Raw genomic sequence first — 22,326 nt, 5'->3', positions numbered from 1 at the left:
ATGCGCGGACCACGACGACCACAGGGGGTTGCGTTGATCAGCAGTACCGTCATTCATCGCTCGGCCGACGCAGGTGGCGCCGAGGTGCGGGTCCTGGACACTACGTTCAAGGGCAAGCATGTGTTCATCGCCTGGGGCCTGCGCGGGCCGGAACTGACCCGTAGCGCGGACCCGGCTGCCACCGTGGCTGCGCGCAAGGCATTGCATGCCGTTGCCGGGCACAGTGAAGGGCCGCGCAGCCCGGAAGTGTTCATCGCCAACCAGTCGGCGGTGGCGATCACGGTCTATCGGCTGCTTACCGAAGCGCGCTCCGGTGACGCCATCTTCTTCCTGTGCGATTCACAGGCGGTGGTCGAGTGGCTGATCACCGCGCTGGAAGTGCAGGGCGCGGACTGATTCCGCGCTCCGGCGCGCAGCGATTCAAGCCAGTGCTGCGTCCACCGCAGCCCGCGCATGCAGGGCAGTGGTATCGAACAGCGGCACTGCACTGTCCTCCGGGCGTACCAGCAGCATGATCTCGGTGCAGCCAAGAATGATCGCTTCGGCACCGCGCGCCACCAGTCGCGCGATCACGCCGGCATAGATCTGTCGTGACTGTTCGCTGACCACGCCGGCAATCAGCTCCTGGTAGATGATGTCGTGCACGCTGCACCGGTCATCGGCACCGGGCACCAGCACCTCCAGGCCGAAGCGATCCTGCAGCCGGCCGCGGTAGAAGTCCTGCTCCATGGTGAAGGCGGTGCCAAGCAGGCCCACCTTGCGTGCGCCTGCCTGCACGATGGCCTGGGCGGTGGGGTCGGCGATATGCAGCAGCGGCAGTGGGCAGGCTGCCTCGATGCGGTCAGCCAGCTTGTGCATGGTATTGGTGCAGACCAGCAGCAGATCGGCGCCACCGGCCTGCAGGCGCCGTGCGGCGTCAACCATGTGGTCGCCCAGTGCAGCCCAGTCGCCGTCATGCTGCAGCTGCTTGATGCCGGCGAAATCCACCGACCACAGCAGCAGTTGTGCCGAATGTGCGCCACCGAGGCGCTGCCGCACGTCCTCGTTGATGAGCCGGTAGTACTGGGCCGAGCTTTCCCAGCTCATGCCGCCGATCAGGCCGAGGGTTTTCATGCGCAGCTCCAAGCCAGGAACCCTCATTGCAGCACAGATGGTGCCCGGTTGCCGACGCCGGCGATCTGTAACCACCATATCCATGTTGTGGTGTATGTGCCGCGCGCTGCAGGCACACTCTATGCTGGTTGGGTCTTCTGAAGTGGATGTGCGCTATGGCCCTGCATACCTGGTGGTGGTTCCTCGCCACGGTGTTCGTTCTGTGTGGCACGCCGGGGCCGAACATGCTGCATATCCTCGGCCGCAGCGTCGGGCTCGGCTTCCGCGGCAGCGTGCCGGCGATGGCCGGCTGCCTGCTGGCGATGCTGCTGGTGCTGGCGGCCTCCGCAGCGGGCCTGAGTGCGTTGCTGCATTCCTCGCCGATGCTGTTCGAGATGCTGCGTTATCTGGGCGTGGCCTATCTGGCCTGGCTGGGCCTGAAGGCATGGCGTGACAGTTGCCGGCCAGCACCACCGGTGACGGTCGATGCCGCGCTGCCGGTTGCGGCGTCGCTGGGCGCGTGGAAGGTGTTCCGTGGTGGCCTTCTGGTGGGTCTGAGCAATCCCAAGCTGCTGCTGTTCGCGGCGGCGTTCCTGCCGCAGTTCGTCGATCCGTCCCGTGGCCAGGCGCTGCAGTACAGCGTGCTGGTGACCACCTTCGCCGCCTGCGAACTGTTCTGGTACGTAATGTATGCAGCCGGTGGCCATGGCCTGCGCCGTTGGCTGGCCAAGCCGTTCGCACGACGCTGGTTCGAGCGGCTGGTGGGCAGCGTGTTCCTGGCGTTTGCCGTCGCGCTGCTGCGCTTCCGTCCGCGTTGATTCACGCCGCGCACGCGGCCTGTTCACGACTGCGGCATCGGCTACGGCCTAGCCTGATCATCCAGTACGCAGTCCCTGCGGGGAAAGGTTTGACATGATCAAATGGGCCATCATCTTCGCCATCATCGGCGTCATTGCCGGCGTGCTCGGCTTTGGCGGCATTGCCGGCGCTGCGGTCGGCATCGCCAAGTTCCTGTTCTGGGCCGGCATCATCATCGCGGTGGTGCTGTTCCTGCTCGGCATGACCGTAGCGAAGAAGGTCAGCTAGCGTGTGTCGCGCAGCAGCGTGCTCAGTGTGCGTTGCTGCGCGAGAACAGGTTGATTACCAGTACGCCGGCGCAGATCAGGCCGATGCCGATCAACGCCGGTGCATCCAGGCGCTGCTTGAACACCATCAGCCCGATCAGCGAGATCAGCACGATGCCGACGCCGGACCAGATGGCGTAGGCGATGCCGGTCGGGATCGACTTCATGGTCACCGACAGCAGGTAGAAGCACAGTCCGTAGCCGACCAGCGCGCCCAGTGTCGGCGCCAGTCGACTCATACCGTCGGAGGCCTTCAGCAGCGACGTGGCGATCACTTCCAGCACGATCGCGGCGGCGAGATAGGCGTAGGGATTCATCGCGGGCTCCGGCTTACAGAGGATCGCACAGCTTCAGGGCCTGCTCGGCCATCGCCAGTGCATTGATGCGCTCTTCTTCGTTCAGTGGCCGGCCGTAAGCGGTGGCCCAGTAACCATCCGCCGCACAGCGCGCAGCGTACAGGCGAGGGTCGGTGGCCTCGCCGGGAAACTCGGCCAGCATCGCGCGCTTCCAGTCGCGCCAGTGCGCCAGCAGGGCCGGCTCCATCAGGTTGCCCAGGGTCAGGCCGATGTCGTTGTCCTGTTCCTGCTGCAGCAGATGCTCGAAATTGGCCTGCACATAAGCGCGGCTGAAACGGCCATGGCCTTCGGGGTTTTCCTGCAGCAGGGCACGTACCCGCGCTTCGAACTCGCCGATGAGCGCTCCGATGGCTTCATCCACCAGTGCCTGCTTGCTGCTGAAATGATGAAACAACGCACCCTTGCTGACACCGGCGGCCTGCGCGACGTCCTGCACGGTCAGCGCGGCCAGGCCATGACCGCCGATCACTTCAATGGTGGCCTGCAGCAGTGACTGGCGCACGCTGTCGGGCGCCTTGCGGCGCGAACGGGAAGGGGATGCGGACATGGCAGGAAGAAACCGACTGGACGGTACGATTGTAGCGCAGGCCCGCTGCGTTACCGCGCTGCCGGCCTGGACCGGCAGCGGAACCGTCATGCGTCGATGCGGGCGAAACGCGGTTGCGGTCCGTGCTCGCCCGGCACCTGCTCGACGAACATGGCATAGGGGCGTACCCACAGACCACCTTCGCCATACAGCGCGCGGTACAGCACCATCGGTTGCAGGGTCTCACTGCTGCGGACGATCTCGAGTACTTCGTACTCGCCGCCCTTGAAGTGGCGGTAGCGGCCCGGGGCCAGCGTTGGTAGCGGGCTCAGCTCAGCCATGGTGGAAGCGACTCACTTGCGCGCCGGGCTGGCCGGCTTTGCGCAATAGGCGTCGATGGCTTCGGCGGTATTCGCCAGGCCCTGCGCCTGCGCCAGTTCCCACGGGCGCTCACAACGCTGGCTGTGCTCGCACCACTGGTAGCCGGCCGAACCGATGCAGCCATGCGCATCGCGATCACCGCCGACCACCGGCGTGGCTGGCGACGTGGCTGCCGCTTCGGCGTGCGTGGGCGCCTTGTCCGGGCTGGCACAGGCGGCCAGGACCAGCAGGGCTGGAATCAGAAGAAGGGATTTCATCGGCGAAGCTCCGTGCCTAAAGCAACAGTGTCGGCCGCAGGAAAAACGGCAGCAAGTGCTCAGTGCAGGGCGGCGCGGATCAGTTCCTCGATCAGGACGAGGTAGCTGGCGACGAAGTAGAACTTCAGCAGCGTCCAACGCTGCTGGGAGAAGAAGGTGCGCATGTGGAAGGGGCCCCTGTTGGTGACGATAGTGTGAAGCTCTGCTGACTCCGTGACAAGGATCACGGAAAGAACAGGCTAAACGGGCTCAGGGATGTGAGGGCAGGGAAGGGCTGACCAGAGGGCGCGGCATTTTCGTACAAATCTGATGGGCCATCCCTGAGGTGATCGCTAGCCTGAAGGTGTATCGGTACGTGGCCCGTCCGCCTGCCGTCGCATCCTTCCAACCGCAGGAGCCCCTCATGGTCATTACCGTTCAATGCAACGCCCGGCACTGGTCCGTGCTGGATCCGCATGCGCATGACGCCACCCGTTATGCGCGGGGCGCCGAGGCTTTCGATGTCGCCGCGGCGCGGGCCCTCGAGCACCACCGTCGCACCGGCCAGCGCAGCACGGTGCGGGTCGAGGCGCTCGGCAGCACGGTGGATGCCCTTCACGTCGGAGACTGACGCCGACCGCCGTGGTGCAGTCAGCTACGGTTGCGTTGTTTGAATGGGGAAAAACCGCCGTCACGCGCCCCCCTGTGCGCCGTGCCGCGAATCCCGGATGCTTGCGCCATCGTATTCATCTGGAGATCTCGATGGGCAAGGCACTCACCTGGCGCACCCTGGCCTGCACCCTGCTGCCAATGCTGGCGGCGGCGGGTGGCGCCCAGGCGCAGAGCTATGGCTACGGCTATGACGATGACCGCTACGGCGGCCGCGAAGGCAGCGGCATCGTGCGCTGCGAATCGATCAAGAACCGCAGCAACGAGTGCCGTCTTGAAGGCCGGGCGCGGATGATCCGCCAGTTGTCCGGTTCACCCTGCGTGGAAGGTGAGACGTGGGGCCAGTCGCGCTACGGCGTCTGGGTGACCCAGGGCTGTCGCGCCGAGTTCGTTGGCGAGTATCGTCGTGGCGGTGGCTGGGGCAACGGAGGCGGCTGGGGCAACGGCAACGGAAACGGAAACGGTTGGGGCGGTGGTGAGGTGATCACTTGTCATTCCAATGGCCACCGCCAGGAGTACTGCGATGCCCGCATCCGTCGTGGCGTGCGCCTGGTCCGCCAGGATTCACGCAGCGCCTGCATCGAGGGCCAGACCTGGGGCTGGGACCGTCGTGGCATCTGGGTCAGCGACGGCTGCCGGGCGCAATTCCAGGTGAATTGAGTACGCCACTCGAAAATCAGAATAATCTGATACAGCTCACATTTTGAACGTCGTATCTTCTGCGATCAGGGCACCTCTGCGTGCCCCTGATCCCTCGTGATGAAGTCTGCCGTAACCGGCACGCCCGTCCCGCTACCGTCGATACGCTGCCTCAAGGAGTGAGCTGCATGTTGATCCGCCTGCAATGCGAGCAACGCCAATGGCGCGTGCTGCACCCGGACCGGCCGGAACCGATCGAGTTCCGCGATGGTGCCCGGGCGTACGATTTCGCTGAAACCCTTGCACGCCTCCACTTTGTCGACACCGGGCAGCGCGCTGCGGTGCGGGTGGAGGCCAGCGGCGCGTTCGTGGAAGCGGTCAGCTACGGCTGAGGGTTGGGGCTTCCGGAGCTCGTTATCCACGCATGGCGTGGATCGACCCCTGTTCCGCAGTGGATCCACGCCATGCTGGATCCACTGGGTAGTGATCTAGTGATCGGCCTCAGCCTGCCGCGCTGAGCGGTGGGGTTCCTGCGCCCAGCTGTGGCCAGCGCTTGAGTACCGCCGCGCGGATGCCTGCGGCGTCGATGCCGGCTTCGGCCAGCAGGTCCTCGCGGCTGGCGTGGTGCTGGTAGCTGTCGGGCAGGCCCAGGTGCAGGATCGGGCGCAGCACGCCTTCGGCATTGAGCAGCTCACCGACGCCGGAGCCGGCGCCACCGGCCACCACGTTGTCTTCGATCGTCACCAGCCCCTCGTGCTGGGCGGCGACAGCCAGCACCAGCTCGCGGTCCAGCGGCTTGATGAAACGCATGTTGACCACGCTCAGGCCCAGTTCGCGGCCGACCTGTTCGGCGGCGGCCACGGTGCTGCCGAAGGCGAGCAGGGCGATGCGACTGCCCTGCAGACGCAGCTCGCCCTTGCCGATCGGCAGGGTGGACAGATCGGTGCCGGCAGCCACGCCGGTGCCGGTGCCGCGCGGATAGCGCACGGCGGCCGGGCCCGGGTGCTGCAGGCCGGTGCTGAGCATCTGGCGGCACTCGGCTTCATTGGATGGCGCCATCACCACCATGTTCGGCACGCAGCGCAGGAAACTCAGGTCGAGGTTGCCGGCGTGGGTCGCACCGTCCGGGCCGACCACACCGGCGCGGTCGATGGCGAACAGCACGTCCAGGTCCTGGATGGCCACGTCGTGCACCAACTGGTCGTACGCGCGCTGCAGGAAGGTGGAGTAGATCGCCACCACTGGCTTGCCACCCTGGGTCGCCATGCCGGCGGCGAGGGTGACCGCGTGCTGCTCGGCGATCGCTACGTCGAAATAGCGCTGCGGGTATTCCTTGCTGAAACGCACCAGGCCGGAGCCTTCGCGCATCGCCGGGGTGATGCCGTACAGGCGCGGCTCGGCGGCGGCGGCATCGCACAGCCAGTCGCTGAACACATCGGTGTAGGTTGGCTTCTTGGCACCGGCCTTGGCCACCAGGCCCTTGTCCGGATCGAACGGACCGACGGCGTGGTAACCGATCTGGTCGCCCTCGGCCGGCTCATAGCCCTTGCCCTTGGTGGTCATCACGTGCAGCAGCTTCGGGCCCTTGGAGGCGCGCAGCGTCTTCAGCGTGGACAGCAGGGCGGGCATGTCGTGGCCGTCGATCGGGCCGGTGTAGTGGAAGCCCATTTCCTCGAACATGGTGGAGGGCACGAACATGCCCTTCCAGTGTTCTTCCCAGCGCTTCACGAAGCGCGCGGGGTTGTTCTTCTTGTCGCCGAGGATCTTCTTGCCGCCTTCGCGCAGTGCATTGAGCGTGCGGCTGCCGGTGGCACGGCCGAGCATCTTGGTCAGGCCGCCGACCGCCTCGGAGATCGACATGTTGTTGTCGTTGAGGATCACCAGCAGGTTCGGCTCGGGTTCCATGCCGCCGGCGTGCATCAGCGCTTCGAAGGCCATGCCGGCGGTCATTGCACCGTCACCGATCACCGCAACGACCTGGCGGTTGTCGCCTTCGGACTGGCGGGCGATGGCCATGCCGAGTGCGGCCGAGATCGAGGTCGACGAATGGCCGACGCCGAAGGTGTCGTACTCGCTCTCTTCACGCTTCGGGAACGGCGCTACGCCGTCCTTCTGCTTGACGGTGTGGATCTCGTCGCGGCGACCGGTCAGGATCTTGTGCGGGTAGGTCTGGTGACCGACGTCCCAGACCAGCTGGTCCTGCGGGGTCTGGTACAGGTAGTGCAGGGCCACGGTGAGTTCGATCACGCCCAGGCCGGCGGCGAAGTGGCCGCCGCTCTTGCCCACCGATTCGATGAGGTAGGCGCGCAGTTCGTCGGCGACCGCCCTCAATTCGGATTCGTCGAACGTGCGCAGGTCATCCGGTGTCTGGATGCGCGCGAGGCGGGGATAGCGGGCAGAGTCGATCATCATGTTCGCACTTGTTCTGAACGCCCATTTTCGCCCTCAAACGGGGGTGGGGCAAGCAAACGCCGCCGCCCGTGACAGGACGGTGAGGGTTGCATTTTCAGCGATTCAGGTGCTCAGTTTTGAACGCTTCGGCAATTGCGCCTTCAGGAAGGCCATCTGGTCGGCCAGAATGTTGCGGTTGGACAGGATCAGGTGTTCGATCCAGCTGGGCCGGTAAGGCACCGCCAGCAGCGGCATTCCGGCCTGCTGCGGGGTGCGGTCGCTCTTGCGCGAGTTGCAGTGGAAGCAGGCGGTGACCACGTTTTCCCAGCAGTCCAGGCCGCCCTTGGACAGTGGCATGACGTGGTCGCGGGTGAGCGTAGGGCGGTTGAACTGCTGGCCGCAGTACATGCATAGATGGGCGTCGCGGGCGAACAGGGCCGGGTTGGTCAGGTTCGGCGTCGGGTCGATCGCGCGGGAGCGGGCGTGGCCGCGGGCGGCGATGATCGGGTGCAGGTCCATCCCGCTCTGCAGGCCACTGAAGCGGTTGGTGCCGCCGTGGATGTGCAGGCAGGGATCGCCGAGCGTCCAGGCGACGGCTTCGCGGGCGTAGAGGCACGCCGCGTCCTGCCAGGTGATCCAGTCCAGTACGCGCCCGTGGGCATCAAGCGAGAGCAGCCGGACCGAGCCGGGGCGATGCAGCGTCGTGGCGTTGGGCGATGCTTCGGCGCCCGGAGCAGAAAACGGAGCTCCGGCTTCGATCAGACCCAAGCGTGTAGTGTCTGTCTCCATCGGGAGAACAGCTTATACCTGAATCATTGCGATTTGGGTATCGCCCCGAGGGCGATGCCAAATCGCAATGATTCAGGTCCACGCATTCCTCCTAATCCCCGCGCCTGTCGGCGCGCCCCCTTTAACAAAAGGGGGCTCTTCTCCAGAGGGATTTCGGGGGTTTCCATCCACGCATGGCGTGGATCTGCCGTGTCGACCAAGGTCGACACCTACCAGCAGCACAAATCTGTCGAGGGCGGGGTGGGTCCGGTTGCGGGGGCGTGAGCGCCATGGATGGCGCGACCGAGGCTACAGGGACGTACTTGCGCCGTCCCCCGCAATTGGACCCACCCTGCCATCCCTCAGGAAGCCTGCTGCTGCTGTTGCTCCAGCTTCGGCTTCTGCGGGTGCCGGGCGGCAGCCCGGCTCAGGCGCCGAAGCGCTCGTCGTCCATCGCCATCAGCGGGGCGGCGCCGGCCTGGATGGCGGCGGCATGGCTGAGGGTGCGCGGCAGCACGCGGGCGAAGTAGAAGCGAGCGGTTTCGCGCTTGCCCTGGGCGAAGGCGGCGCCGTGCGCGCTGGCGTCGGCGGCGGCCACGCTGCGGGCCCACCAGTAGGCCAGTACCACGTAGCCCGAATAGAACAGGTAGTCGTAGCTGGCTGCGCCCAGTTCGTCCGGATTGCCGGCCGCGCGCTGCAGCACGTCCATGGTCAGCTTGCCCCATTCGGCGGCCTTGGCGCGCAGCGGGCCGATGAACTCGGCCAGCGCTTCGTTGCCCTCGTGTTCCTTGGCGAAGGCTTCGATCTCGGCCAGCATCAGCTTCAGGCCGGCGCCTTGGCTGGACGCGGTCTTGCGGCCGATCAGGTCCAGCGCCTGGATGCCGGTGGTGCCTTCATACAGCGTAGTGATGCGCGCGTCGCGGGCCAGCTGTTCCATGCCGTGTTCGCGGATATAGCCGTGGCCACCGAAGCACTGCAGGGCGTTGTAGGTGTTCTCGATGCCCCATTCAGTCTGGCAGGCCTTGGAGATCGGGGTCAGGAAGCTCACCAGAGTGTCGGCGCGCTCGCGCTCGGCGGCATCCTCGGCGTGATGGGCAACGTCGATCAGGGTGGCGGCGTGCAGGGCCAGCAGGCGGCTGCCTTCGACCAGCGACTTCACCGTCAGCAGCATGCGACGCACGTCCGGGTGGACCAGAATCGGGTCAGCCGGCTTGTCCGGGAACTTGGCGCCGCTGAGGGCGCGCGACTGCAGGCGCTCACGGCTGTACTTCAGCGCGTTCTGGTAGGCACGCTCGGAGAGGCCAATGCCCTGCAGGCCGACACCCAGGCGCGCGGTGTTCATCATGGTGAACATGGCCTGCAGGCCCTTGTGCGGCTGGCCAACCAGGTAACCCTGCGCGCCATCGAAGTTCATCACGCAGGTGACCGACCCCTTGATGCCCATCTTGTGCTCGATCGAGCCGCAGCGCAGTGCGTTGCGCTCGCCGACGTTGCCTTCGCGGTCGACCTTGAACTTGGGGGTGACGAACAGCGAGATGCCCTTGGCGCCCGCAGGGGCGTCGGGCAGCTTGGCCAGCACCAGGTGCACGATGTTGCCGGTCAGGTCGTGCTCGCCGGCGGTGATGAAGATCTTGGTGCCGGTGATCGAGTAGCTGCCATCGGCGTTCGGCTCGGCCTTGGTCTTGAGCAGGCCCAGGTCGGTGCCGCAGTGCGGTTCGGTCAGGCACATCGTGCCGGTCCAGCGGCCTTCGATCAGCGGCTTGAGGAAGGCGTCGTGCTGCCAGGCCTCGCCGTGCTGCTTCAGTGCTTCGATGGCGCCGTGCGACAGCAGCGGGAAGTTGCCCCAGGCCAGGTTGGCGGCGTTGATCATTTCGTTGAGCGGCACGCCCAGGGTGTGCGGCAGGCCCTGGCCGCCCAGCTCTGGCGAGGCGGTCAGGCCGGTCCAGCCACCATCGACGAACTGGTCGTAGGCCTGCTTGAAGCCGGGCGGGGTGGTCACTTCACCGGTGGCCTGGTCGAGCACGCAGCCGATCTCGTCGCCGACGCTGTTGAGCGGGGCCAGCACGGTGGCGCTGAAGCGGCCGGCTTCTTCCAGCACGGCATCGACCACATCGGCGGTGGCGTCGGTGAAGCCCAGGCGGGCGAACAGGGGTTCGACCTTGAGCACGTCGTGCAGGGCGAAACGGAGGTCGGAAAGCGGGGCGGTGTAGCTGCTCATCGGTACGTCTCGATTTGATCAGGGCAGGGGAGAGCGGCGCCGGGCGCCGCCGCGGAAAGAGGGGTCAGCGCAGCACGCCGGGCAGGCCCGGGGCCTGGTTGAGGGTGCTGCGGCTGCTGATGTCGAAGCTGCGCTGCTTCTTTTCCTGCGGCGTGGCCGCCACCGTTCCCTTCAGGCCGTAGGCCAGGGTGCGGTTGCCGGCCAGCGCGTCGGCCACCACCAGGCGTGCGGCCGAGCTGGGCACGAGTTCGACATTGATGACGTCGGCCGAGGTGCCGCCGATGGAGATACCGGGCTTGGCCTGCAGGGTGCCGGCTTCGCTGTCGCCGACAGTCAGCGCCAGCGCGACGTCATCGAAGGTCATCGGCATCGAGCTGAAGTTCTGCAGGCGCAGGGCCACGGTCCAGTTGCCGTCGGCGCGCACGGTCAGCTGTTGCAGGCTGGCCGCCGGTTCCGAAACACGCTTGACGATGCCGTTGTTGCAGGCAACAAGGGCGAGGGTGCACAGGACGATCAAGGCGATACGGAAACGGTGGAGCATGGGCGCAGGTCCTCTGGAGGGGTGCGTTGGATAAGCATACTACGGCGTATGGACGTTTGGATCGCGTGTGGCGACCCGTCGCAGAGGGTAGCGCGTGAAGATGGCGGCCGGGCGTGCGCGGCGCCGGATGGCGCGCGCGTGGTGCGCCGGATGCGGGGCGGTTCAGTTGGCGGGCGTGTCGCGCAGCGGGGCCATCAGGCGCAACGGCTTGAGGTCGTAGCCCATGGCTTCGGCTTTTTCTTTCAGCTGTTCGAATCGGGCGCGATCCATTTCCGGCACGCGCGAAAGAATCCACAGGTACTTTCGATCGGGTTCGCCGATCAACGCCCACTGATAGTCCGGGTCCAGTGCCAGCACCCAGTAGTCGGCCCAGACCAGCGGCACCCAGCTCAGCCAGTCCGGCACGAAGCGCACCTGCAGTTGGCCGGGATGACCGGCAACCGGGCGTGCTACGCCTTCAGCAACCACACGTTCTCCGTCGCCGTTGCGGCAGGCGTTGGTGACACTGATGCGGCCATCGCGGCGCAGCCCGTAGTTGGCGGTGATTTCGCCAACGCACTGCTTCTGGAACGACACCGGAAGATGCGCGATCTCGTGCCACTGGCCGGCGTAGCGATCGATGTCCAGCGCATCGACCGCGCGCACCGGCTCGGCGGCGATCACCGGCAGGGCGGCCAGCAGCAGGCAGGCGAGCAGGGCGGGGCGCAGAGGCATCGGCAGGCTCCAGGCAGGAGTCTGGAGCGTAGGTGCCGCCGCGCATGCCGGTGTAAATGTTTCGTCAACCGGGCGGTGTGGCTGCCGCTTGCGCGGAGCGCGAACAAAAAAAGACCTGCATTTCTGCAGGTCTCTGAAGATGGTGGCCGAAGACGGAATCGAACCGCCGACACGGGGATTTTCAATCCCCTGCTCTACCAACTGAGCTACTCGGCCAAATTGTGTGGCAACCGTGATCAAACCCGGTTTCCGGAAAAAAAAGACCCGCATTTCTGCAGGCCTTCGAAAGTGGTGGCCGAAGACGGAATCGAACCGCCGACACGGGGATTTTCAATCCCCTGCTCTACCAACTGAGCTACTCGGCCACATGTTTCGTTGCAGCGAGGTCGCTGCCAAGGACGCGTATATTACGGAGGTCGGCTGCCTTCGGCAAGCGTTTTGCCAAGATTTCTTCACATTGCCGTCTGCGCGCTCGCAAGTGCTTGATCCTCCGTCGTGGGGCGGGGCCAATCGATCATGGTCTGCGGTGGAAATCAGCAGGTCGCCGCAATCGCCAAAGCTGCAGGGGCAAGGGCTGCGCCGGACAAGCGCGGGTCCGGGCAATGGAACGCTGTTTTCGTGGCCGCCATCGGGGATCGCCGCAGCGTAGTGTCGGCAGTCCTTTCCCGATGCTGGCAACAGCAGAGACCTGGCCATGTCCGATTCCTCCACCACCTCCCGTATCGTGCTGGCGTCGCGTCCGCAGGGGGCGCCGAGTGCGGCCAACTTCCGCTTGGAACAGGCAGCGTTGCCGGCACTGGCCGATGGCGAGGTGCTGCTGCGCAACCGGTATCTGTCGCTGGACCCGTACATGCGTGGGCGCATGGACGAGGGCCCGTCGTACGCCCCGCCGGTGGCGGTGGGCGCGGTGATGGAAGGGCAGACCGTGGCCGAGGTGCTGCAATCCAACGCCGAGGGCGTAGCCGCAGGTGAGCTGGTGCTGGCGCCGGGTGGCTGGCAGACCCACGCGGTGCTGCCGGCCAAGGCATTGGGGCGCCGCCTGGACCCCTCCGGACTGCCGCTGAGTACCGCGCTGGGCGTGTATGGCATGCCCGGCTTCACCGCCTATTCCAGCCTGCATGAAATCGCCCGTTTGAAGCCGGGCGAGACGCTGGTGGTCGCCGCCGCGACCGGGCCGGTGGGCGCGACCGTAGCCCAGCTGGCCAAGCTGCAGGGCGCGCGCGTGGTCGCCATCGCCGGTGGCGAAGCCAAGCGCGCCTATCTGCAGACACTGGGGGTGGACGTGGCGCTGGATCATCGCGCCGCTGATTTCGTCGTGCAGCTGCGCGCGGCGGTGCCCGCGGGTATCGACGTGTATTTCGAGAACGTGGGCGGCCATGTGCTGGATGCTGTGCTGCCGCTGCTCAACGACTTCGCCCGCATTCCGGTGTGCGGCACCATCGCCACCTACAACGAGCGGGGCGTCGAGCAGCCCGGCCCGGACCGGTTGCCCGCACTGTTCAGCCAGATCCTGCGCCAGCGCCTGACCGTGCGTGGTTTCATCGTGCACGACTTCATCCACCTGTGGCCGGACTTCGAGCGCGAGATGCCGCAGTGGCTGCGCGACGGCCGCATCCAGTACCGCGAGGATGTGGTGGAAGGGCTGGAGAATGCGCCGGAGGCGTTCTTCGGGCTGTTGCAGGGGCGCAACTTCGGCAAGCTGGTGGTGAAGCTGGATTGAGGGCTTGGTGGGTGCGCCGACCAAGGTCGGCACCTACCGGAAGCTGAGCGTGCCGACCAAGGTCGGCACCTACTTCAGGCAGTCGAGGCCTTTTCCCGGCGCAGAAGTTCGCGCTTGCGCGCTACGCCCCACGCATAGCCGGACAGGTCGCCGTCGCGGCGCACCACGCGGTGGCAGGGGACTGCTACCGCCAACGGATTGCTCGCGCAGGCACGTGCCACCGCACGGCTCGAGCGCGGCGCACCGATACGCGCGGCGACATCCGCATACGACGCGGTCTGCCCGCGCGGAATCTGCTGCAGTGCCTGCCACACCCGTTGCTGGAATGCGGTGCCGCGGATGTCCAGTGGCAGCGTGGCGCCCCGCGAAGGATCCTCGACCAGGCCCACGACCTGCGCCACCAGTTGCTCATAGCCCTGGTCGGCACCGACCAGTTCGGCCTGGCGGAAGCGTTGCTGCAATGACTGCAGCAGCGTCTCCGGATCGTCGCCGAGCAGGATCGCGACCACGCCGGTCCCGCTGCTGGCCACCAGCACGCTGCCCAGTGAACTTTCGGCAAGCGCGAAGTGGATGACTTCGCCGCGACCACCTGCACGCCATTGCTTGGGCGTCATGCCCAGCAACTTCGGTGCGTTCTCGTAGAAGCGTCCGCTGGAACCGAAGCCAGCATCGTGGAAGGCGTCGGTGATGCGTTCCTGCTGTTCCAGCCCGGTGCGCAGGCGGTCGGCGCGCAGCGCGGCGGCGTATTGCTTCGGGGTCAGCCCGGTGGCCTGTTTGAACAGGCGGTGCAGCCGGGTCGGGCTGCAGCCGGCGATGTCGGCCAGTTCCTGCAGTGAGGGTTCGTCGAGGCTGGTCTGCAGGTGGCGGCAGACCCGTTCGACGCGTGCATCGAGGGCCGTGGTGGCGGTACTGTCCATGGCCGGATTCTGGCACGCGCCGGTGCTGCGGAAACTCCGTTTCCTGCACCGACGGGCCAGGCCCGGAAACGGAGTGTTGGCAGGCCGAAGGCGCGGCATCGTGGCGGCCACTTCACAACCGGCACCACGACCATGCGCCTGAACAACAAGATCGCTCTCATCACCGGTGCCAGCGCTGGCATTGGCCGCGCCAGCGCCCTGCGCTTTGCTGCCGAAGGGGCAAGGCTGGTGCTCAACGCACGGCGACCGGAGCCGCTGCAGGCGCTGGCCGAGCGGATTCGCGCCGCCGGTGGCGAAGCCGTGGTGCATGCCGCTGACGTGGCCGATCCGGGCACGGCGCAGGCGCTGGTCGATCTGGCCCAGCGGTCATTCGGCGGCCTGGACATCGCCCTCAACAATGCCGGCATGCTCGGCCCGGGCGTGCCGGCGGCGGAGTTCCCGGTGGACGCCTGGCGCGAGGTGATGGCGACCAATCTGGATGCGGCCTTCCATGCCGCACGTGCGCAGTTGCCGGCACTGCTGGCGCGCGGTGGCGGCTCGCTGGTGTTCGTCGGCACCTTCGTCGGCCACACCGTGGGATTCCCGGGCATGGCGGCCTATGCGTCAAGCAAGGCCGGGCTGATCGGCCTGAGCCAGGTGATCGCTGCCGAATACGGCGCGCACGGCGTGCGCAGCAACGTGCTGCTGCCTGGTGGCACCGATACCGAGATGGGCCGGCAGGCGGCACCGACCGGCGATGCCCGCGACTTCGTGCGCTCGCTGCACGCGCTCAAGCGCATGGCCGAGCCAGAGGAGATCGCCAACGCGGCGCTGTTCCTGGCCAGCGACGAAAGCAGTTTCGTTACCGGCACCGCGATGCGCGTGGAGGGCGGGATGTCGATCACCCGTACCTGAGCGGGCTCACGAGCGTGGCGCGTAGCGGATGCCGCTGCTGGCCATGAAGCCTTTCGGATCGAAACGGGCCCAGGCTTCGCCCCAGTCGAAGCGGGCGAGGCCGCCGGTCAGTTTGCGCCCCAGTGCCGTAGCCAAGATGCGGCGCATGAAAGCGACTTCGGCATCGATCGCGGCCTGGGTCGGCCAGCCGTCTTCCAGCGGCGCACCAGGCAGACTGACACCCATTGCCACCATGTCGAGCTGTTGCCTGTGGAAGCACAGGCTGATGCCAGCGGGCGCGCCGCCCAGGCTGAGCCGGTGCAGGCTGAGCCAGTGATAGCCGGTGCCGACATCGCGCTCCCCTCGCACCAGCGCGGCGAAGGCGACGCTCGCTTCATCCCGGGACAGGGTGGGGCCGATCAGCGTCGGCAGATTGCCGAGCTGGATGCTGCCGTCGGTCGCATCGAGGAGCATCGGCAACGCGTGCGCTGCGTGCTGGGCAGGAGAGGGCATGGCATACCGGTGGGCGTGGTGCCTCGGATTCTGGCTGCGCGGGGGCCGCGGCGGCAAGCCAGTGCCTGCACATGGCGTTGGCACGGGACTGACCTGCGGCTTACCCGGCAACCTCTAGCGTGGTGGGCAACGCAGGCCCGCCGCCGGCGTGGAGATTTCGATGAACGAGCGAGACAAGGATCAGGACCCGAAGCAAGGCGTGCAGGAAAGCCGCCAGGACAGGAAGCAGGACGATGTGGCCAAGCAGCGGCCCGGGCAGCGTGATCAACAGGTGCGCGATGCGCACTCGCGCAGCCCGCGGCGCAAGGACGGTGACCAGGAGCCGGCCTGAGTTGCGGACGCTGAAAAGAAAAACCCGCAGATCGCAGGGATCTACGGGTTCTTCTGGATAGTGGTGGAGCCAAGGAGGATCGAACTCCTGACCTCGTCATTGCGAACGACGCGCTCTCCCAGCTGAGCTATGGCCCCACGGCAGGCTTTCAGTGTAGCGCTGCCTGCCGGCCTTGCCAAGCGCCGGGCCGGGACGGCGGCTGGCGTGGATCTGCCACCGTCCCGGCCGCGTCAGGTCAGGGCCTGGCGCAGCAGATCCCCCGCGCGCTGTACCGCTACGCCGGTAGAAACAGTCACTCCCTGCAGATGGATGCAGGCGTGGATCATTCCGGGCAACCGCTCGAGCGTGCAGCCGATACCTGCCGCCTGCAGCCGCCGCGCATACTGCTCGGCCTCGTCACGCAGTGGGTCGTACTCACAGCTGAGCACGGAGGCCGGCGCCAGTCCCCGCAGGTCGGTTGCGTGGGCGGGCGAGGCCAGTGCCAGCGGCGGATGCAGATCACCAAGATAGCCCTTCCAGCAGCGCCGCATCAGTTCGGCGCTGAGGTAGTAGCCACTGGCGTACTCGCGGTAGGAATCGCTGCCCATGCCGGCATCCAGCGCCGGGTACAGCAGCAGTTGGTGGCATGGTTGTGGCAGCCCCCGTTCGCGCAGCAGCAGGCAGCAGGCGGTGGCGAGGTTGCCACCGGCGCTGTCGCCACCGATCGCCAGCCGCTGTGGGTCCAGGCCAAGGCGCTCGGCGTTGTCCTGCAGCCACTGCCAGGCGTCGGCTACGTCATGCAGTGGAACCGGGAACGGGTGTTCCGGCGCCAGCCGGTAGCCCACGGCGACAATCACGCAGCCGCCGGCATTGGCCAAGGCGCGGCAGGGACCGTCGTAGACCGCCAGCGAACACTGGAACCAGCCGCCGCCGTGGGCGAACAGCAGGGCCGGCGCCGGTCCATCGGGCAGCCCTTCCGGTGTGTAAAGGCGGACTTCCAATGCATGCCCGTCGCGTGCGATCACCGTGTGCTCGATCACGCGTGCAACCGGCTGCGGCGCCCCCTGCAGCGTCGGCAGCGCACCCTCGCTGATCGCACGCAGTTCCCGCAGGTCGTCGGGCAATGGCTGCGACGCCACGACGTCGACGAACTGCTGCAGCGCCGGTTCAAGCTGCATGGTGTGCCTCCTGCAGGAACGGCAGCAGCTGTGCAAGAAATGCCTGCGGCGCTTCTTCCATGATGAAGTGGCCGCAGCCCGGCACGATGCTGCCGCGCACGTCATCGGCATGTGGCTGCAGGGTCAGCATCGGCGCGTCGCCGGTGGCGTGTTCGGCGCCGATCGCCAGCACCGGCATCGGCAGCCGGCGCTGCGCGCGCAGCTTGTTCTGGCGGATGGTTTCCGGAATCGCGCGGTACCAGGCGAAGCCTGCGCGCAGCGCGCCGGGGCGGCTGTAGGCCGCGATGTAGGTATCGGCGGCCACTGCATCGCGCCGGTACGACCAGCGATCGAACATGAATTCCAGGTAGGCGCGCTCGCGACCGCTGATGAGCGCCTCGGGCAGATCGGCCACCTGGTTGAACATGAAGTGCCAGAGGAAGATGTTGTCAGCCGGTGCGGCGAAGATGCCCGGCTCGGGCGCCAGCCCGGGAATCACCGCTTCGGTGACGGCCAGCTGGCGCACGGCCTGCGGCTGGTCGCTGGCCAGCGCATAGGCAATCCACATGCCGATGTCATGGCCGACCACCTGGTAACGGTCGTGGCCCAGCGCCTGCATGGTCTGGTGCAGGACGGCGGCGGCGCTGCCAGTGTCGTAGCCGTGAATGGGGCGATCGGATTCGCCGATGCCCGGCGGATCCACGGCAATTGCTTCGAAGCCGGCCTGGGCCAGAGCGTGCAGCACGTGCCGCCAGGCGTACCAGGTCTGCGGCCAACCGGGAATCAGCAGTACCGGCTCACCGTGGCCGGCGGATACGCAATGCACGCGCTGGCCGTCGATGCGCAGGTGATGCGCAGGTAATGGTGGCGCAGGGAAGCGTCGCCGGCAGCGCCAGCGGAAAGGGAAGTGGTCATGGGGGGCGTGCTCCGTTGGGGCTCAGGCAATGCCGAGCATCTGCTGCATCTGCGCGGTGCTGATCGGTGCACCGGCGAAGTCGTCGAAGATCTTGTCGGTGACCGGAATGATGTGGTCGCGGATGAATGCGGCGCCTTCGCGCGCGCCTGCTTCCTGGTCCTTCAGGCAGCACTCCCATTCCAGCGTCGCCCAGCCCTGGTAGTCGTACTGGGCCAGCTTGGAGAAGATCGACTTGAAGTCGACCTGGCCATCGCCCAGCGAGCGGAAGCGACCTGCACGTTCGGTCCAGTCGGCATACCCGCCATAGATGCCTTGGCGGCCGCTGGGGCGGAACTCCGCATCCTTGACGTGGAACATGCGGATCAGCGGGTGGTAGATGTCCAGGTACTCCAGGTAGTCCAGCTGCTGCAGCACGAAGTGGCTGGGATCGAACAGGATGCGGCAGCGCTGGTGCTGACCGACGCGCTCGAAGAAGCGCTCGAAGCTTGTGCCGTCATGCAGGTCTTCGCTGGGATGGATCTCGTAGCAGAGATTGATGCCGTTGTCCTCGCAGGTGTCGAGGATCGGCCGCCAGCGTCGTGCCAGTTCGTCGAAGGCGGCATCGATCAGGCCCGGCGGGCGCTGCGGGAACGGGAACAGATACGGCCAGGCGAACGAGCCGGAGAAGGTGCCCATGTCCTGCAGGCCGAGACGGCGTGACGCGCGGGCGGCCAGGTGCAGCTGCTGCTGCGCCCATTCGCTGCGCGCCTTCGGGTTGCCGCGCAGTGCTTCGGGGGCGAAGCCATTGCAGAGCTCGTCGTAGGCAGGATGTACGGCCACCAACTGGCCAAGGATGTGGGTTGTCAGCTCACTGACCTGCAGGCCGTGTTCGGCGAGCGTGCCACGGATCTCGTCGCAGTAATCCTGGCTGTCGGCGGCAGTGGCCAGGTCGAACAGGCGTGCATCCCAGGCGGGAATCTGCAGTGCCTTGAAACCGTGGCCGGCGGCCCACTCGGCGATGCCGGCAAGTGAGTTGAACGGGGCCTGTTCGCCGGCGAACTGCGCCAGGTGCAGGCTGGGGCCCTTGAGGGTCTGCATGTGTTGCTCCAATTATTTGTCGATCGACAAAGAATAGGCGCGACCCTCGCGATGGTCAACACCCGCGTTACACTGCGCGCCTCACTGGAGCAGGCAGGCAGATGGCAGGGCGACCGCGCGAATTCGACAGGGACCAGGCATTGCGCAAGGCGATGCTGCTGTTCTGGCAGCACGGCTATGAAGGCACGTCGATGTCGGCACTGGTCGAAGCACTGGGCATCGCCTCCGCACGCATCTACGCCGCGTTCGGCAGCAAGGAGCAGTTGTTCCGCGAAGCCGTCGCGCTGTACGAGGAAGGCGAGGGCGGCTTCGCGCCGCGCGCGCTGGAGCAGGCCACGCTGCGTGAGGCGATCGGCTCCATGCTGCGCGAAGCCGTGCTGACCTACACCCGGCGTGGGCGGCCGCACGGCTGCCTGGTGGTGTCCTCGGCCAGCAGCGTCTCGCCCGATGGCGAGGGCGTGCGGGACTGGTTGGCCAGCCATCGTCGCCAGCGCACGGCCGCGATCATCGCGAGGCTGCAGCAGGCGCAGGCCGAAGGGCAGCTGGCCGACGATGTGGCGGTGCAGGCGCTGGGCGATCACTTCGCCACGGTGCTGCACGGCATCTCGGTGCAGGCCCGCGACGGCATCAGCCGCGAGCGCCTGCTGGCGATGGTCGATGTGGCGTTGGGGCCGCTGCCCTGAGTCAAGCCTTCAGGGCGTGCGGAATGCCCGGCGACTGTGCCGAAACCGCTGGTTTCGCCGGGCTTGGAGGTCGCGCAACGAAATCGTAACAATTTGGGGGATAATGGCGGCTTGCGCAGTTCTCCTCCCTTTTGCCGCCCGGCTCGCGCAGGCCGCACGGACGCCTCCTCAGAGCATTTCATGCCCTCCCATTCCGATTCCCGCCGTCTGTCGGGTATGTCGTCTTCCTTCGTTTCCTTCCGCCGCCATCCGCTGGCCCTGGCCTGTGCCGGCCTGGCTCTGGTCGGCAGCTTCGGTGCCGCCGCGCAGGACAGCGCGCCGACCCCGACCGGGCTGGACACGATCACCGTGACCGCCGAACACCGCGAGCAGAACCTGCAGGAAGTGCCGGTCTCGGTGGGCGTGGTGCAGGGCGAGCGCATGCGCGACTTCACCGCCGGCGGCGACGACACCCTGCTGGCGCTGTCCGGCCGCGTACCGAGCCTGTATGCGGAAACCACCACCGGCCGCATCTTCCCGCGCTTCTACATCCGTGGCCTGGGCAACATCGACTTCTACCTGGGTGCCTCGCAGCCGGTGTCGATCATCCAGGACGACGTGGTGCTGGAACACGTGGTGCTGAAGTCCAACCCGGTCTATGACGTGGACCAGGTGGAAGTGCTGCGCGGCCCGCAGGGTTCGCTGTTCGGCCGCAACACCACCGCCGGCATCATCAAGTTCGACACGTTGAAGCCGACCCAGGACTACACCGGCCGCGTCAGCGCCAGCTATGCGACCTACAACAGCGTGTCGATCGACGGCGGCTTCGGCGGCCCGATCAACGACATCGCCTCGTTCCGCGTGTCGGCCCTGTACCAGCACCGCGACGACTACGTTGACAACACCTACCGCGGCCCGAGCGCCGACGGCACGGTCAGCCCGAAGAAGAACGCCATGGGCGGCTTCGATGACCGCAACGTGCGCGCCCAGCTGCTGCTGACCCCGAGCGACCAGTTCTCGATCCTGGCCTCGGCCCACGCCCGTGACTACGAAGGCACCTCCACCCTGTTCCTGCGCGGCGCGCTGACCAATGGCTCGAACAAGACCGACGTGCCGCGCGACCAGGTCGCCTACGACGAAGCTGACAACAATCCGCAGGCCTACAAGACCTACGGCGGTTCGGTGAAGGCGCGTTACGACTTCGGCGCGATCGACTTCACCTCGATCACCGCCTACGAAACCACCTCCGGCTACAGCCGCGGCGACACCGACGGCGGTGCCGCGGTGAACTTCCCGGTCAACGGCGTGCCGAACGGCTATGGCCAGTCGATGGGCCGCATCCGTGATCTGGACCAGTGGACCCAGGAATTCCGCCTGGCCAGCCATGACGACAGCGCCCTGCAGTGGCAGGCCGGTGCGTTCTACTTCAACGGCAGCGACACCACCGACTTCTACCAGCGTGCGTGGTTCCTGCAGGGCGCGGCCCGCAACCCGAACAACTGGGTGCGCCTGCGCAACAAGAACACCTCGTGGGCCGGATTCGGCCAGCTGAGCTACGCCTTCACCGACAAGTTCACCGTCACCGCCGGCCTGCGCCAGACCAAGGACGAGAAGCACACCCGCCTGCTGAAGACGGCTGACACTGCCGCCGGCGTGGTCACCTACAAGGGCCGCACCGACGTCAAGATGTCCGACACCACCCCGAGCTGGGATCTGAGCGCGATGTATCAGATCACGCCGGATGTGAGCGTCTACGCCAAGGTCGCGCGCGGCTTCCGTGGCCCGACCATCCAAGGTCGTTCGGCGGTGTTCAATGCCGATTTCACCACCGCCGATTCCGAGACGATCCTGTCCTGGGAAGCGGGTGTGAAGAGCAGCCTGTGGGACAACCGCCTGCGCCTGAACGCCACCGCGTTCACCTACACTGTCAACGACATCCAGCTCAACGGCAACGATTCGGACGGCAACGGCGTGCTGTTCAACGCCGACAAGGCCAAGGCCTACGGTTTCGAAGCGGACATGGAGCTGCGCCCGATCCCGAACCTGACGCTGAGCGCCGGCCTGAGCTTGCTGCACAGCGAGATCAAGGACAAGCGCGTCTACGCGCAGGTCTGCGGCCTCAATGGCCAGGTGGTCTGCACCGTCGGCGACCCGACCATCAAGGTCGGTGCCAACACCTTCGCGCAGATCGACGGCAACCCGCTGCCGAACGCGCCGAAGTACAACGTCAACCTGGCCGCCCGCTACGACTTCCCGGTCAGCGACGCCGGCACCATGTTCGTCTCCACCGACTGGAACAAGCAGGGTTACACCAGCTTCGTGCTGTACGACAGCAAGGAGTTCAACTCCAAGGGTGACTTCGAGGGTGGCCTGAAGATCGGCTACTCGGGCAACTACGGTGCCTACGAGGTGGCGCTGTTCGCGCGCAACATCACCAACGAGAAGAACCTCAAGGGTGTGATCGAGAACTACATGGCCGCGGTCTACAACGAACCGCGCACCGTCGGTGTCTCGTTGAACATGAAC

At 66.5% G+C, this 22,326-nt stretch carries 26 protein-coding genes and 3 tRNA genes; 11 read left to right on the top strand and 18 right to left on the bottom strand.

The window, feature by feature from the left end; genetic code table 11:
- A complete protein-coding gene (locus N5J73_RS15540) occupies nucleotides 1-396 on the top strand; it encodes a hypothetical protein (protein ID WP_012511691.1) in 396 nt (131 codons plus the stop codon).
- Nucleotides 397-420: 24 nt separating this feature from the next.
- Here N5J73_RS15540 and N5J73_RS15535 read toward each other — a convergent pair whose 3' ends face one another.
- Nucleotides 421-1,113 carry an aspartate/glutamate racemase family protein gene (locus N5J73_RS15535; RefSeq protein ID WP_049445808.1) on the bottom strand — a complete coding sequence of 231 codons (693 nt, stop codon included), beginning with the start codon at nucleotides 1,111-1,113 and terminating at the stop codon, nucleotides 421-423.
- A gap of 155 nt (nucleotides 1,114-1,268) precedes the next feature.
- Between N5J73_RS15535 and N5J73_RS15530 the strand changes: the two genes are divergently transcribed.
- Both N5J73_RS15530 and N5J73_RS15525 read left to right on the top strand, forming a co-directional pair.
- Nucleotides 1,269-1,910, top strand: a complete 642-nt coding sequence (locus N5J73_RS15530; protein ID WP_049445780.1) for a LysE family translocator — start codon at nucleotides 1,269-1,271, stop codon at nucleotides 1,908-1,910.
- Nucleotides 1,911-2,004: 94 nt separating this feature from the next.
- The gene (locus N5J73_RS15525; protein WP_006380555.1) at nucleotides 2,005-2,178 is read left to right on the top strand and encodes a DUF1328 domain-containing protein; all 174 of its coding nucleotides are present in this window, start codon (nucleotides 2,005-2,007) and stop codon (nucleotides 2,176-2,178) included.
- A gap of 22 nt (nucleotides 2,179-2,200) precedes the next feature.
- On the opposite strand, the gene N5J73_RS15520 is transcribed toward N5J73_RS15525, so the two are convergent.
- The 4 genes from N5J73_RS15520 to N5J73_RS15505 all read right to left on the bottom strand — a co-directional run bounded on the left by N5J73_RS15520 (nucleotide 2,201) and on the right by N5J73_RS15505 (nucleotide 3,736).
- A complete protein-coding gene (locus tag N5J73_RS15520; RefSeq protein WP_049445782.1) occupies nucleotides 2,201-2,533 on the bottom strand; it encodes an SMR family transporter in 333 nt (110 codons plus the stop codon).
- A gap of 13 nt (nucleotides 2,534-2,546) precedes the next feature.
- Nucleotides 2,547-3,119, bottom strand: coding sequence for a TetR/AcrR family transcriptional regulator (locus N5J73_RS15515; RefSeq protein WP_049445787.1), 573 nt, complete (start codon nucleotides 3,117-3,119; stop codon nucleotides 2,547-2,549).
- Nucleotides 3,120-3,205: 86 nt separating this feature from the next.
- Nucleotides 3,206-3,439, bottom strand: a complete 234-nt coding sequence (locus N5J73_RS15510; RefSeq protein WP_049445789.1) for a DUF1653 domain-containing protein — start codon at nucleotides 3,437-3,439, stop codon at nucleotides 3,206-3,208.
- Nucleotides 3,440-3,451: 12 nt separating this feature from the next.
- On the bottom strand, nucleotides 3,452-3,736 hold the full coding sequence (locus N5J73_RS15505) for a hypothetical protein (RefSeq protein WP_049445791.1): 285 nt from the start codon (nucleotides 3,734-3,736) through the stop codon (nucleotides 3,452-3,454).
- Between the two features lie 403 nt (nucleotides 3,737-4,139).
- Between N5J73_RS15505 and N5J73_RS15500 the strand changes: the two genes are divergently transcribed.
- The 3 genes from N5J73_RS15500 to N5J73_RS15490 all read left to right on the top strand — a co-directional run bounded on the left by N5J73_RS15500 (nucleotide 4,140) and on the right by N5J73_RS15490 (nucleotide 5,415).
- Nucleotides 4,140-4,346 carry a hypothetical protein gene (locus tag N5J73_RS15500; protein WP_049445794.1) on the top strand — a complete coding sequence of 69 codons (207 nt, stop codon included), beginning with the start codon at nucleotides 4,140-4,142 and terminating at the stop codon, nucleotides 4,344-4,346.
- Nucleotides 4,347-4,477: 131 nt separating this feature from the next.
- A complete protein-coding gene (locus N5J73_RS15495) occupies nucleotides 4,478-5,044 on the top strand; it encodes a DUF3011 domain-containing protein (protein ID WP_005414052.1) in 567 nt (188 codons plus the stop codon).
- A gap of 167 nt (nucleotides 5,045-5,211) precedes the next feature.
- A complete protein-coding gene (locus N5J73_RS15490; RefSeq protein ID WP_005417823.1) occupies nucleotides 5,212-5,415 on the top strand; it encodes a hypothetical protein in 204 nt (67 codons plus the stop codon).
- Between the two features lie 109 nt (nucleotides 5,416-5,524).
- On the opposite strand, the gene dxs is transcribed toward N5J73_RS15490, so the two are convergent.
- From dxs to N5J73_RS15455, 7 genes are all read right to left on the bottom strand, one after another.
- Nucleotides 5,525-7,432 (bottom strand): 1-deoxy-D-xylulose-5-phosphate synthase, encoded by a 1,908-nt coding sequence (gene dxs / locus N5J73_RS15485; RefSeq protein WP_049445810.1) that lies wholly within the window; start codon nucleotides 7,430-7,432, stop codon nucleotides 5,525-5,527.
- Nucleotides 7,433-7,537: 105 nt separating this feature from the next.
- Nucleotides 7,538-8,203 carry an HNH endonuclease gene (locus N5J73_RS15480; protein ID WP_019336875.1) on the bottom strand — a complete coding sequence of 222 codons (666 nt, stop codon included), beginning with the start codon at nucleotides 8,201-8,203 and terminating at the stop codon, nucleotides 7,538-7,540.
- Between the two features lie 406 nt (nucleotides 8,204-8,609).
- Nucleotides 8,610-10,400 carry an acyl-CoA dehydrogenase C-terminal domain-containing protein gene (locus N5J73_RS15475; protein WP_049445796.1) on the bottom strand — a complete coding sequence of 597 codons (1,791 nt, stop codon included), beginning with the start codon at nucleotides 10,398-10,400 and terminating at the stop codon, nucleotides 8,610-8,612.
- 64 nt (nucleotides 10,401-10,464) lie between these two features.
- The gene (locus N5J73_RS15470; RefSeq protein ID WP_049445798.1) at nucleotides 10,465-10,941 is read right to left on the bottom strand and encodes an LEA type 2 family protein; all 477 of its coding nucleotides are present in this window, start codon (nucleotides 10,939-10,941) and stop codon (nucleotides 10,465-10,467) included.
- A gap of 162 nt (nucleotides 10,942-11,103) precedes the next feature.
- Nucleotides 11,104-11,655, bottom strand: coding sequence for a lipocalin family protein (locus tag N5J73_RS15465; RefSeq protein WP_049445800.1), 552 nt, complete (start codon nucleotides 11,653-11,655; stop codon nucleotides 11,104-11,106).
- A 140-nt stretch (nucleotides 11,656-11,795) separates the two neighbouring features.
- Nucleotides 11,796-11,871 (bottom strand) — tRNA-Phe (locus N5J73_RS15460).
- A 73-nt stretch (nucleotides 11,872-11,944) separates the two neighbouring features.
- A tRNA-Phe gene (locus N5J73_RS15455) sits at nucleotides 11,945-12,020 on the bottom strand.
- A 329-nt stretch (nucleotides 12,021-12,349) separates the two neighbouring features.
- Here N5J73_RS15455 and N5J73_RS15450 point away from each other — a divergent pair.
- A complete protein-coding gene (locus N5J73_RS15450; protein ID WP_049447631.1) occupies nucleotides 12,350-13,375 on the top strand; it encodes an NADP-dependent oxidoreductase in 1,026 nt (341 codons plus the stop codon).
- 74 nt (nucleotides 13,376-13,449) lie between these two features.
- On the opposite strand, the gene N5J73_RS15445 is transcribed toward N5J73_RS15450, so the two are convergent.
- Complete coding sequence (locus N5J73_RS15445; RefSeq protein ID WP_046985297.1) at nucleotides 13,450-14,292, bottom strand: methylated-DNA--[protein]-cysteine S-methyltransferase; 843 nt, start codon at nucleotides 14,290-14,292, stop codon at nucleotides 13,450-13,452.
- 132 nt (nucleotides 14,293-14,424) lie between these two features.
- Here N5J73_RS15445 and N5J73_RS15440 point away from each other — a divergent pair, with 132 nt between their 5' ends.
- Nucleotides 14,425-15,186, top strand: coding sequence for an SDR family oxidoreductase (locus tag N5J73_RS15440; protein ID WP_164078637.1), 762 nt, complete (start codon nucleotides 14,425-14,427; stop codon nucleotides 15,184-15,186).
- Nucleotides 15,187-15,192: 6 nt separating this feature from the next.
- Here the strand turns inward: N5J73_RS15440 and N5J73_RS15435 are convergent, their stop codons facing one another.
- Nucleotides 15,193-15,678: a hypothetical protein gene (locus N5J73_RS15435; RefSeq protein WP_099588924.1), complete on the bottom strand. Its 486-nt coding sequence runs from the start codon at nucleotides 15,676-15,678 to the stop codon at nucleotides 15,193-15,195.
- A 160-nt stretch (nucleotides 15,679-15,838) separates the two neighbouring features.
- Between N5J73_RS15435 and N5J73_RS15430 the strand changes: the two genes are divergently transcribed.
- Nucleotides 15,839-16,009, top strand: coding sequence for a hypothetical protein (locus N5J73_RS15430; protein ID WP_162838401.1), 171 nt, complete (start codon nucleotides 15,839-15,841; stop codon nucleotides 16,007-16,009).
- A 61-nt stretch (nucleotides 16,010-16,070) separates the two neighbouring features.
- On the opposite strand, the gene N5J73_RS15425 is transcribed toward N5J73_RS15430, so the two are convergent.
- The 4 genes from N5J73_RS15425 to N5J73_RS15410 form a co-directional block, all read right to left on the bottom strand.
- Nucleotides 16,071-16,146 (bottom strand) — tRNA-Ala (locus N5J73_RS15425).
- Nucleotides 16,147-16,239: 93 nt separating this feature from the next.
- Entirely contained in the window at nucleotides 16,240-17,166 is a 927-nt protein-coding gene (locus N5J73_RS15420) for an alpha/beta hydrolase (protein WP_049447628.1), read from the bottom strand.
- Entirely contained in the window at nucleotides 17,156-17,971 is an 816-nt protein-coding gene (locus tag N5J73_RS15415; protein WP_239508877.1) for an alpha/beta hydrolase, read from the bottom strand. The genes N5J73_RS15420 and N5J73_RS15415 overlap by 11 nt, the downstream gene beginning before the upstream one ends.
- A gap of 111 nt (nucleotides 17,972-18,082) precedes the next feature.
- Entirely contained in the window at nucleotides 18,083-19,138 is a 1,056-nt protein-coding gene (locus tag N5J73_RS15410; RefSeq protein ID WP_049447626.1) for a sugar phosphate isomerase/epimerase family protein, read from the bottom strand.
- Nucleotides 19,139-19,239: 101 nt separating this feature from the next.
- On the opposite strand from N5J73_RS15410, the gene N5J73_RS15405 reads away from it, so the two are divergent.
- Together N5J73_RS15405 and N5J73_RS15400 are read left to right on the top strand one after the other, a co-directional pair.
- Nucleotides 19,240-19,821: a TetR/AcrR family transcriptional regulator gene (locus N5J73_RS15405; RefSeq protein ID WP_049447625.1), complete on the top strand. Its 582-nt coding sequence runs from the start codon at nucleotides 19,240-19,242 to the stop codon at nucleotides 19,819-19,821.
- A gap of 180 nt (nucleotides 19,822-20,001) precedes the next feature.
- Nucleotides 20,002-22,326 (top strand): TonB-dependent receptor (locus N5J73_RS15400; RefSeq protein ID WP_279941185.1); only part of this gene is annotated, 2,325 nt, incomplete at its 3' end.

This window comes from Stenotrophomonas sp. GD03654 (genome assembly GCF_029845105.1).
Lineage (GTDB): Bacteria > Pseudomonadota > Gammaproteobacteria > Xanthomonadales > Xanthomonadaceae > Stenotrophomonas > Stenotrophomonas africana.
Note: the sequence above shows the minus strand (reverse complement) of the source record. Positions and strands in the feature narration are given on the sequence as shown.

Coding starts and splice junctions, on each gene's coding strand:
- N5J73_RS15405 (WP_049447625.1), top strand. CDS start 19,240: ATGGCAGGGCGACCGCGCGAATTCGACAGGGACCAGGCATTGCGCAAG.
- N5J73_RS15430 (WP_162838401.1), top strand. CDS start 15,839: ATGAACGAGCGAGACAAGGATCAGGACCCGAAGCAAGGCGTGCAGGAA.
- N5J73_RS15465 (WP_049445800.1), bottom strand. CDS start 11,655: ATGCCTCTGCGCCCCGCCCTGCTCGCCTGCCTGCTGCTGGCCGCCCTG.
- N5J73_RS15470 (WP_049445798.1), bottom strand. CDS start 10,941: ATGCTCCACCGTTTCCGTATCGCCTTGATCGTCCTGTGCACCCTCGCC.
- N5J73_RS15440 (WP_164078637.1), top strand. CDS start 14,425: ATGCGCCTGAACAACAAGATCGCTCTCATCACCGGTGCCAGCGCTGGC.
- N5J73_RS15480 (WP_019336875.1), bottom strand. CDS start 8,203: ATGGAGACAGACACTACACGCTTGGGTCTGATCGAAGCCGGAGCTCCG.
- N5J73_RS15445 (WP_046985297.1), bottom strand. CDS start 14,292: ATGGACAGTACCGCCACCACGGCCCTCGATGCACGCGTCGAACGGGTC.
- N5J73_RS15435 (WP_099588924.1), bottom strand. CDS start 15,678: ATGCCCTCTCCTGCCCAGCACGCAGCGCACGCGTTGCCGATGCTCCTC.
- N5J73_RS15500 (WP_049445794.1), top strand. CDS start 4,140: ATGGTCATTACCGTTCAATGCAACGCCCGGCACTGGTCCGTGCTGGAT.
- N5J73_RS15475 (WP_049445796.1), bottom strand. CDS start 10,400: ATGAGCAGCTACACCGCCCCGCTTTCCGACCTCCGTTTCGCCCTGCAC.
- N5J73_RS15530 (WP_049445780.1), top strand. CDS start 1,269: ATGGCCCTGCATACCTGGTGGTGGTTCCTCGCCACGGTGTTCGTTCTG.
- N5J73_RS15490 (WP_005417823.1), top strand. CDS start 5,212: ATGTTGATCCGCCTGCAATGCGAGCAACGCCAATGGCGCGTGCTGCAC.
- N5J73_RS15520 (WP_049445782.1), bottom strand. CDS start 2,533: ATGAATCCCTACGCCTATCTCGCCGCCGCGATCGTGCTGGAAGTGATC.
- N5J73_RS15410 (WP_049447626.1), bottom strand. CDS start 19,138: ATGCAGACCCTCAAGGGCCCCAGCCTGCACCTGGCGCAGTTCGCCGGC.
- dxs (WP_049445810.1), bottom strand. CDS start 7,432: ATGATCGACTCTGCCCGCTATCCCCGCCTCGCGCGCATCCAGACACCG.
- N5J73_RS15540 (WP_012511691.1), top strand. CDS start 1: ATGCGCGGACCACGACGACCACAGGGGGTTGCGTTGATCAGCAGTACC.
- N5J73_RS15510 (WP_049445789.1), bottom strand. CDS start 3,439: ATGGCTGAGCTGAGCCCGCTACCAACGCTGGCCCCGGGCCGCTACCGC.
- N5J73_RS15505 (WP_049445791.1), bottom strand. CDS start 3,736: ATGAAATCCCTTCTTCTGATTCCAGCCCTGCTGGTCCTGGCCGCCTGT.
- N5J73_RS15515 (WP_049445787.1), bottom strand. CDS start 3,119: ATGTCCGCATCCCCTTCCCGTTCGCGCCGCAAGGCGCCCGACAGCGTG.
- N5J73_RS15535 (WP_049445808.1), bottom strand. CDS start 1,113: ATGAAAACCCTCGGCCTGATCGGCGGCATGAGCTGGGAAAGCTCGGCC.
- N5J73_RS15420 (WP_049447628.1), bottom strand. CDS start 17,166: ATGCAGCTTGAACCGGCGCTGCAGCAGTTCGTCGACGTCGTGGCGTCG.
- N5J73_RS15525 (WP_006380555.1), top strand. CDS start 2,005: ATGATCAAATGGGCCATCATCTTCGCCATCATCGGCGTCATTGCCGGC.
- N5J73_RS15450 (WP_049447631.1), top strand. CDS start 12,350: ATGTCCGATTCCTCCACCACCTCCCGTATCGTGCTGGCGTCGCGTCCG.
- N5J73_RS15495 (WP_005414052.1), top strand. CDS start 4,478: ATGGGCAAGGCACTCACCTGGCGCACCCTGGCCTGCACCCTGCTGCCA.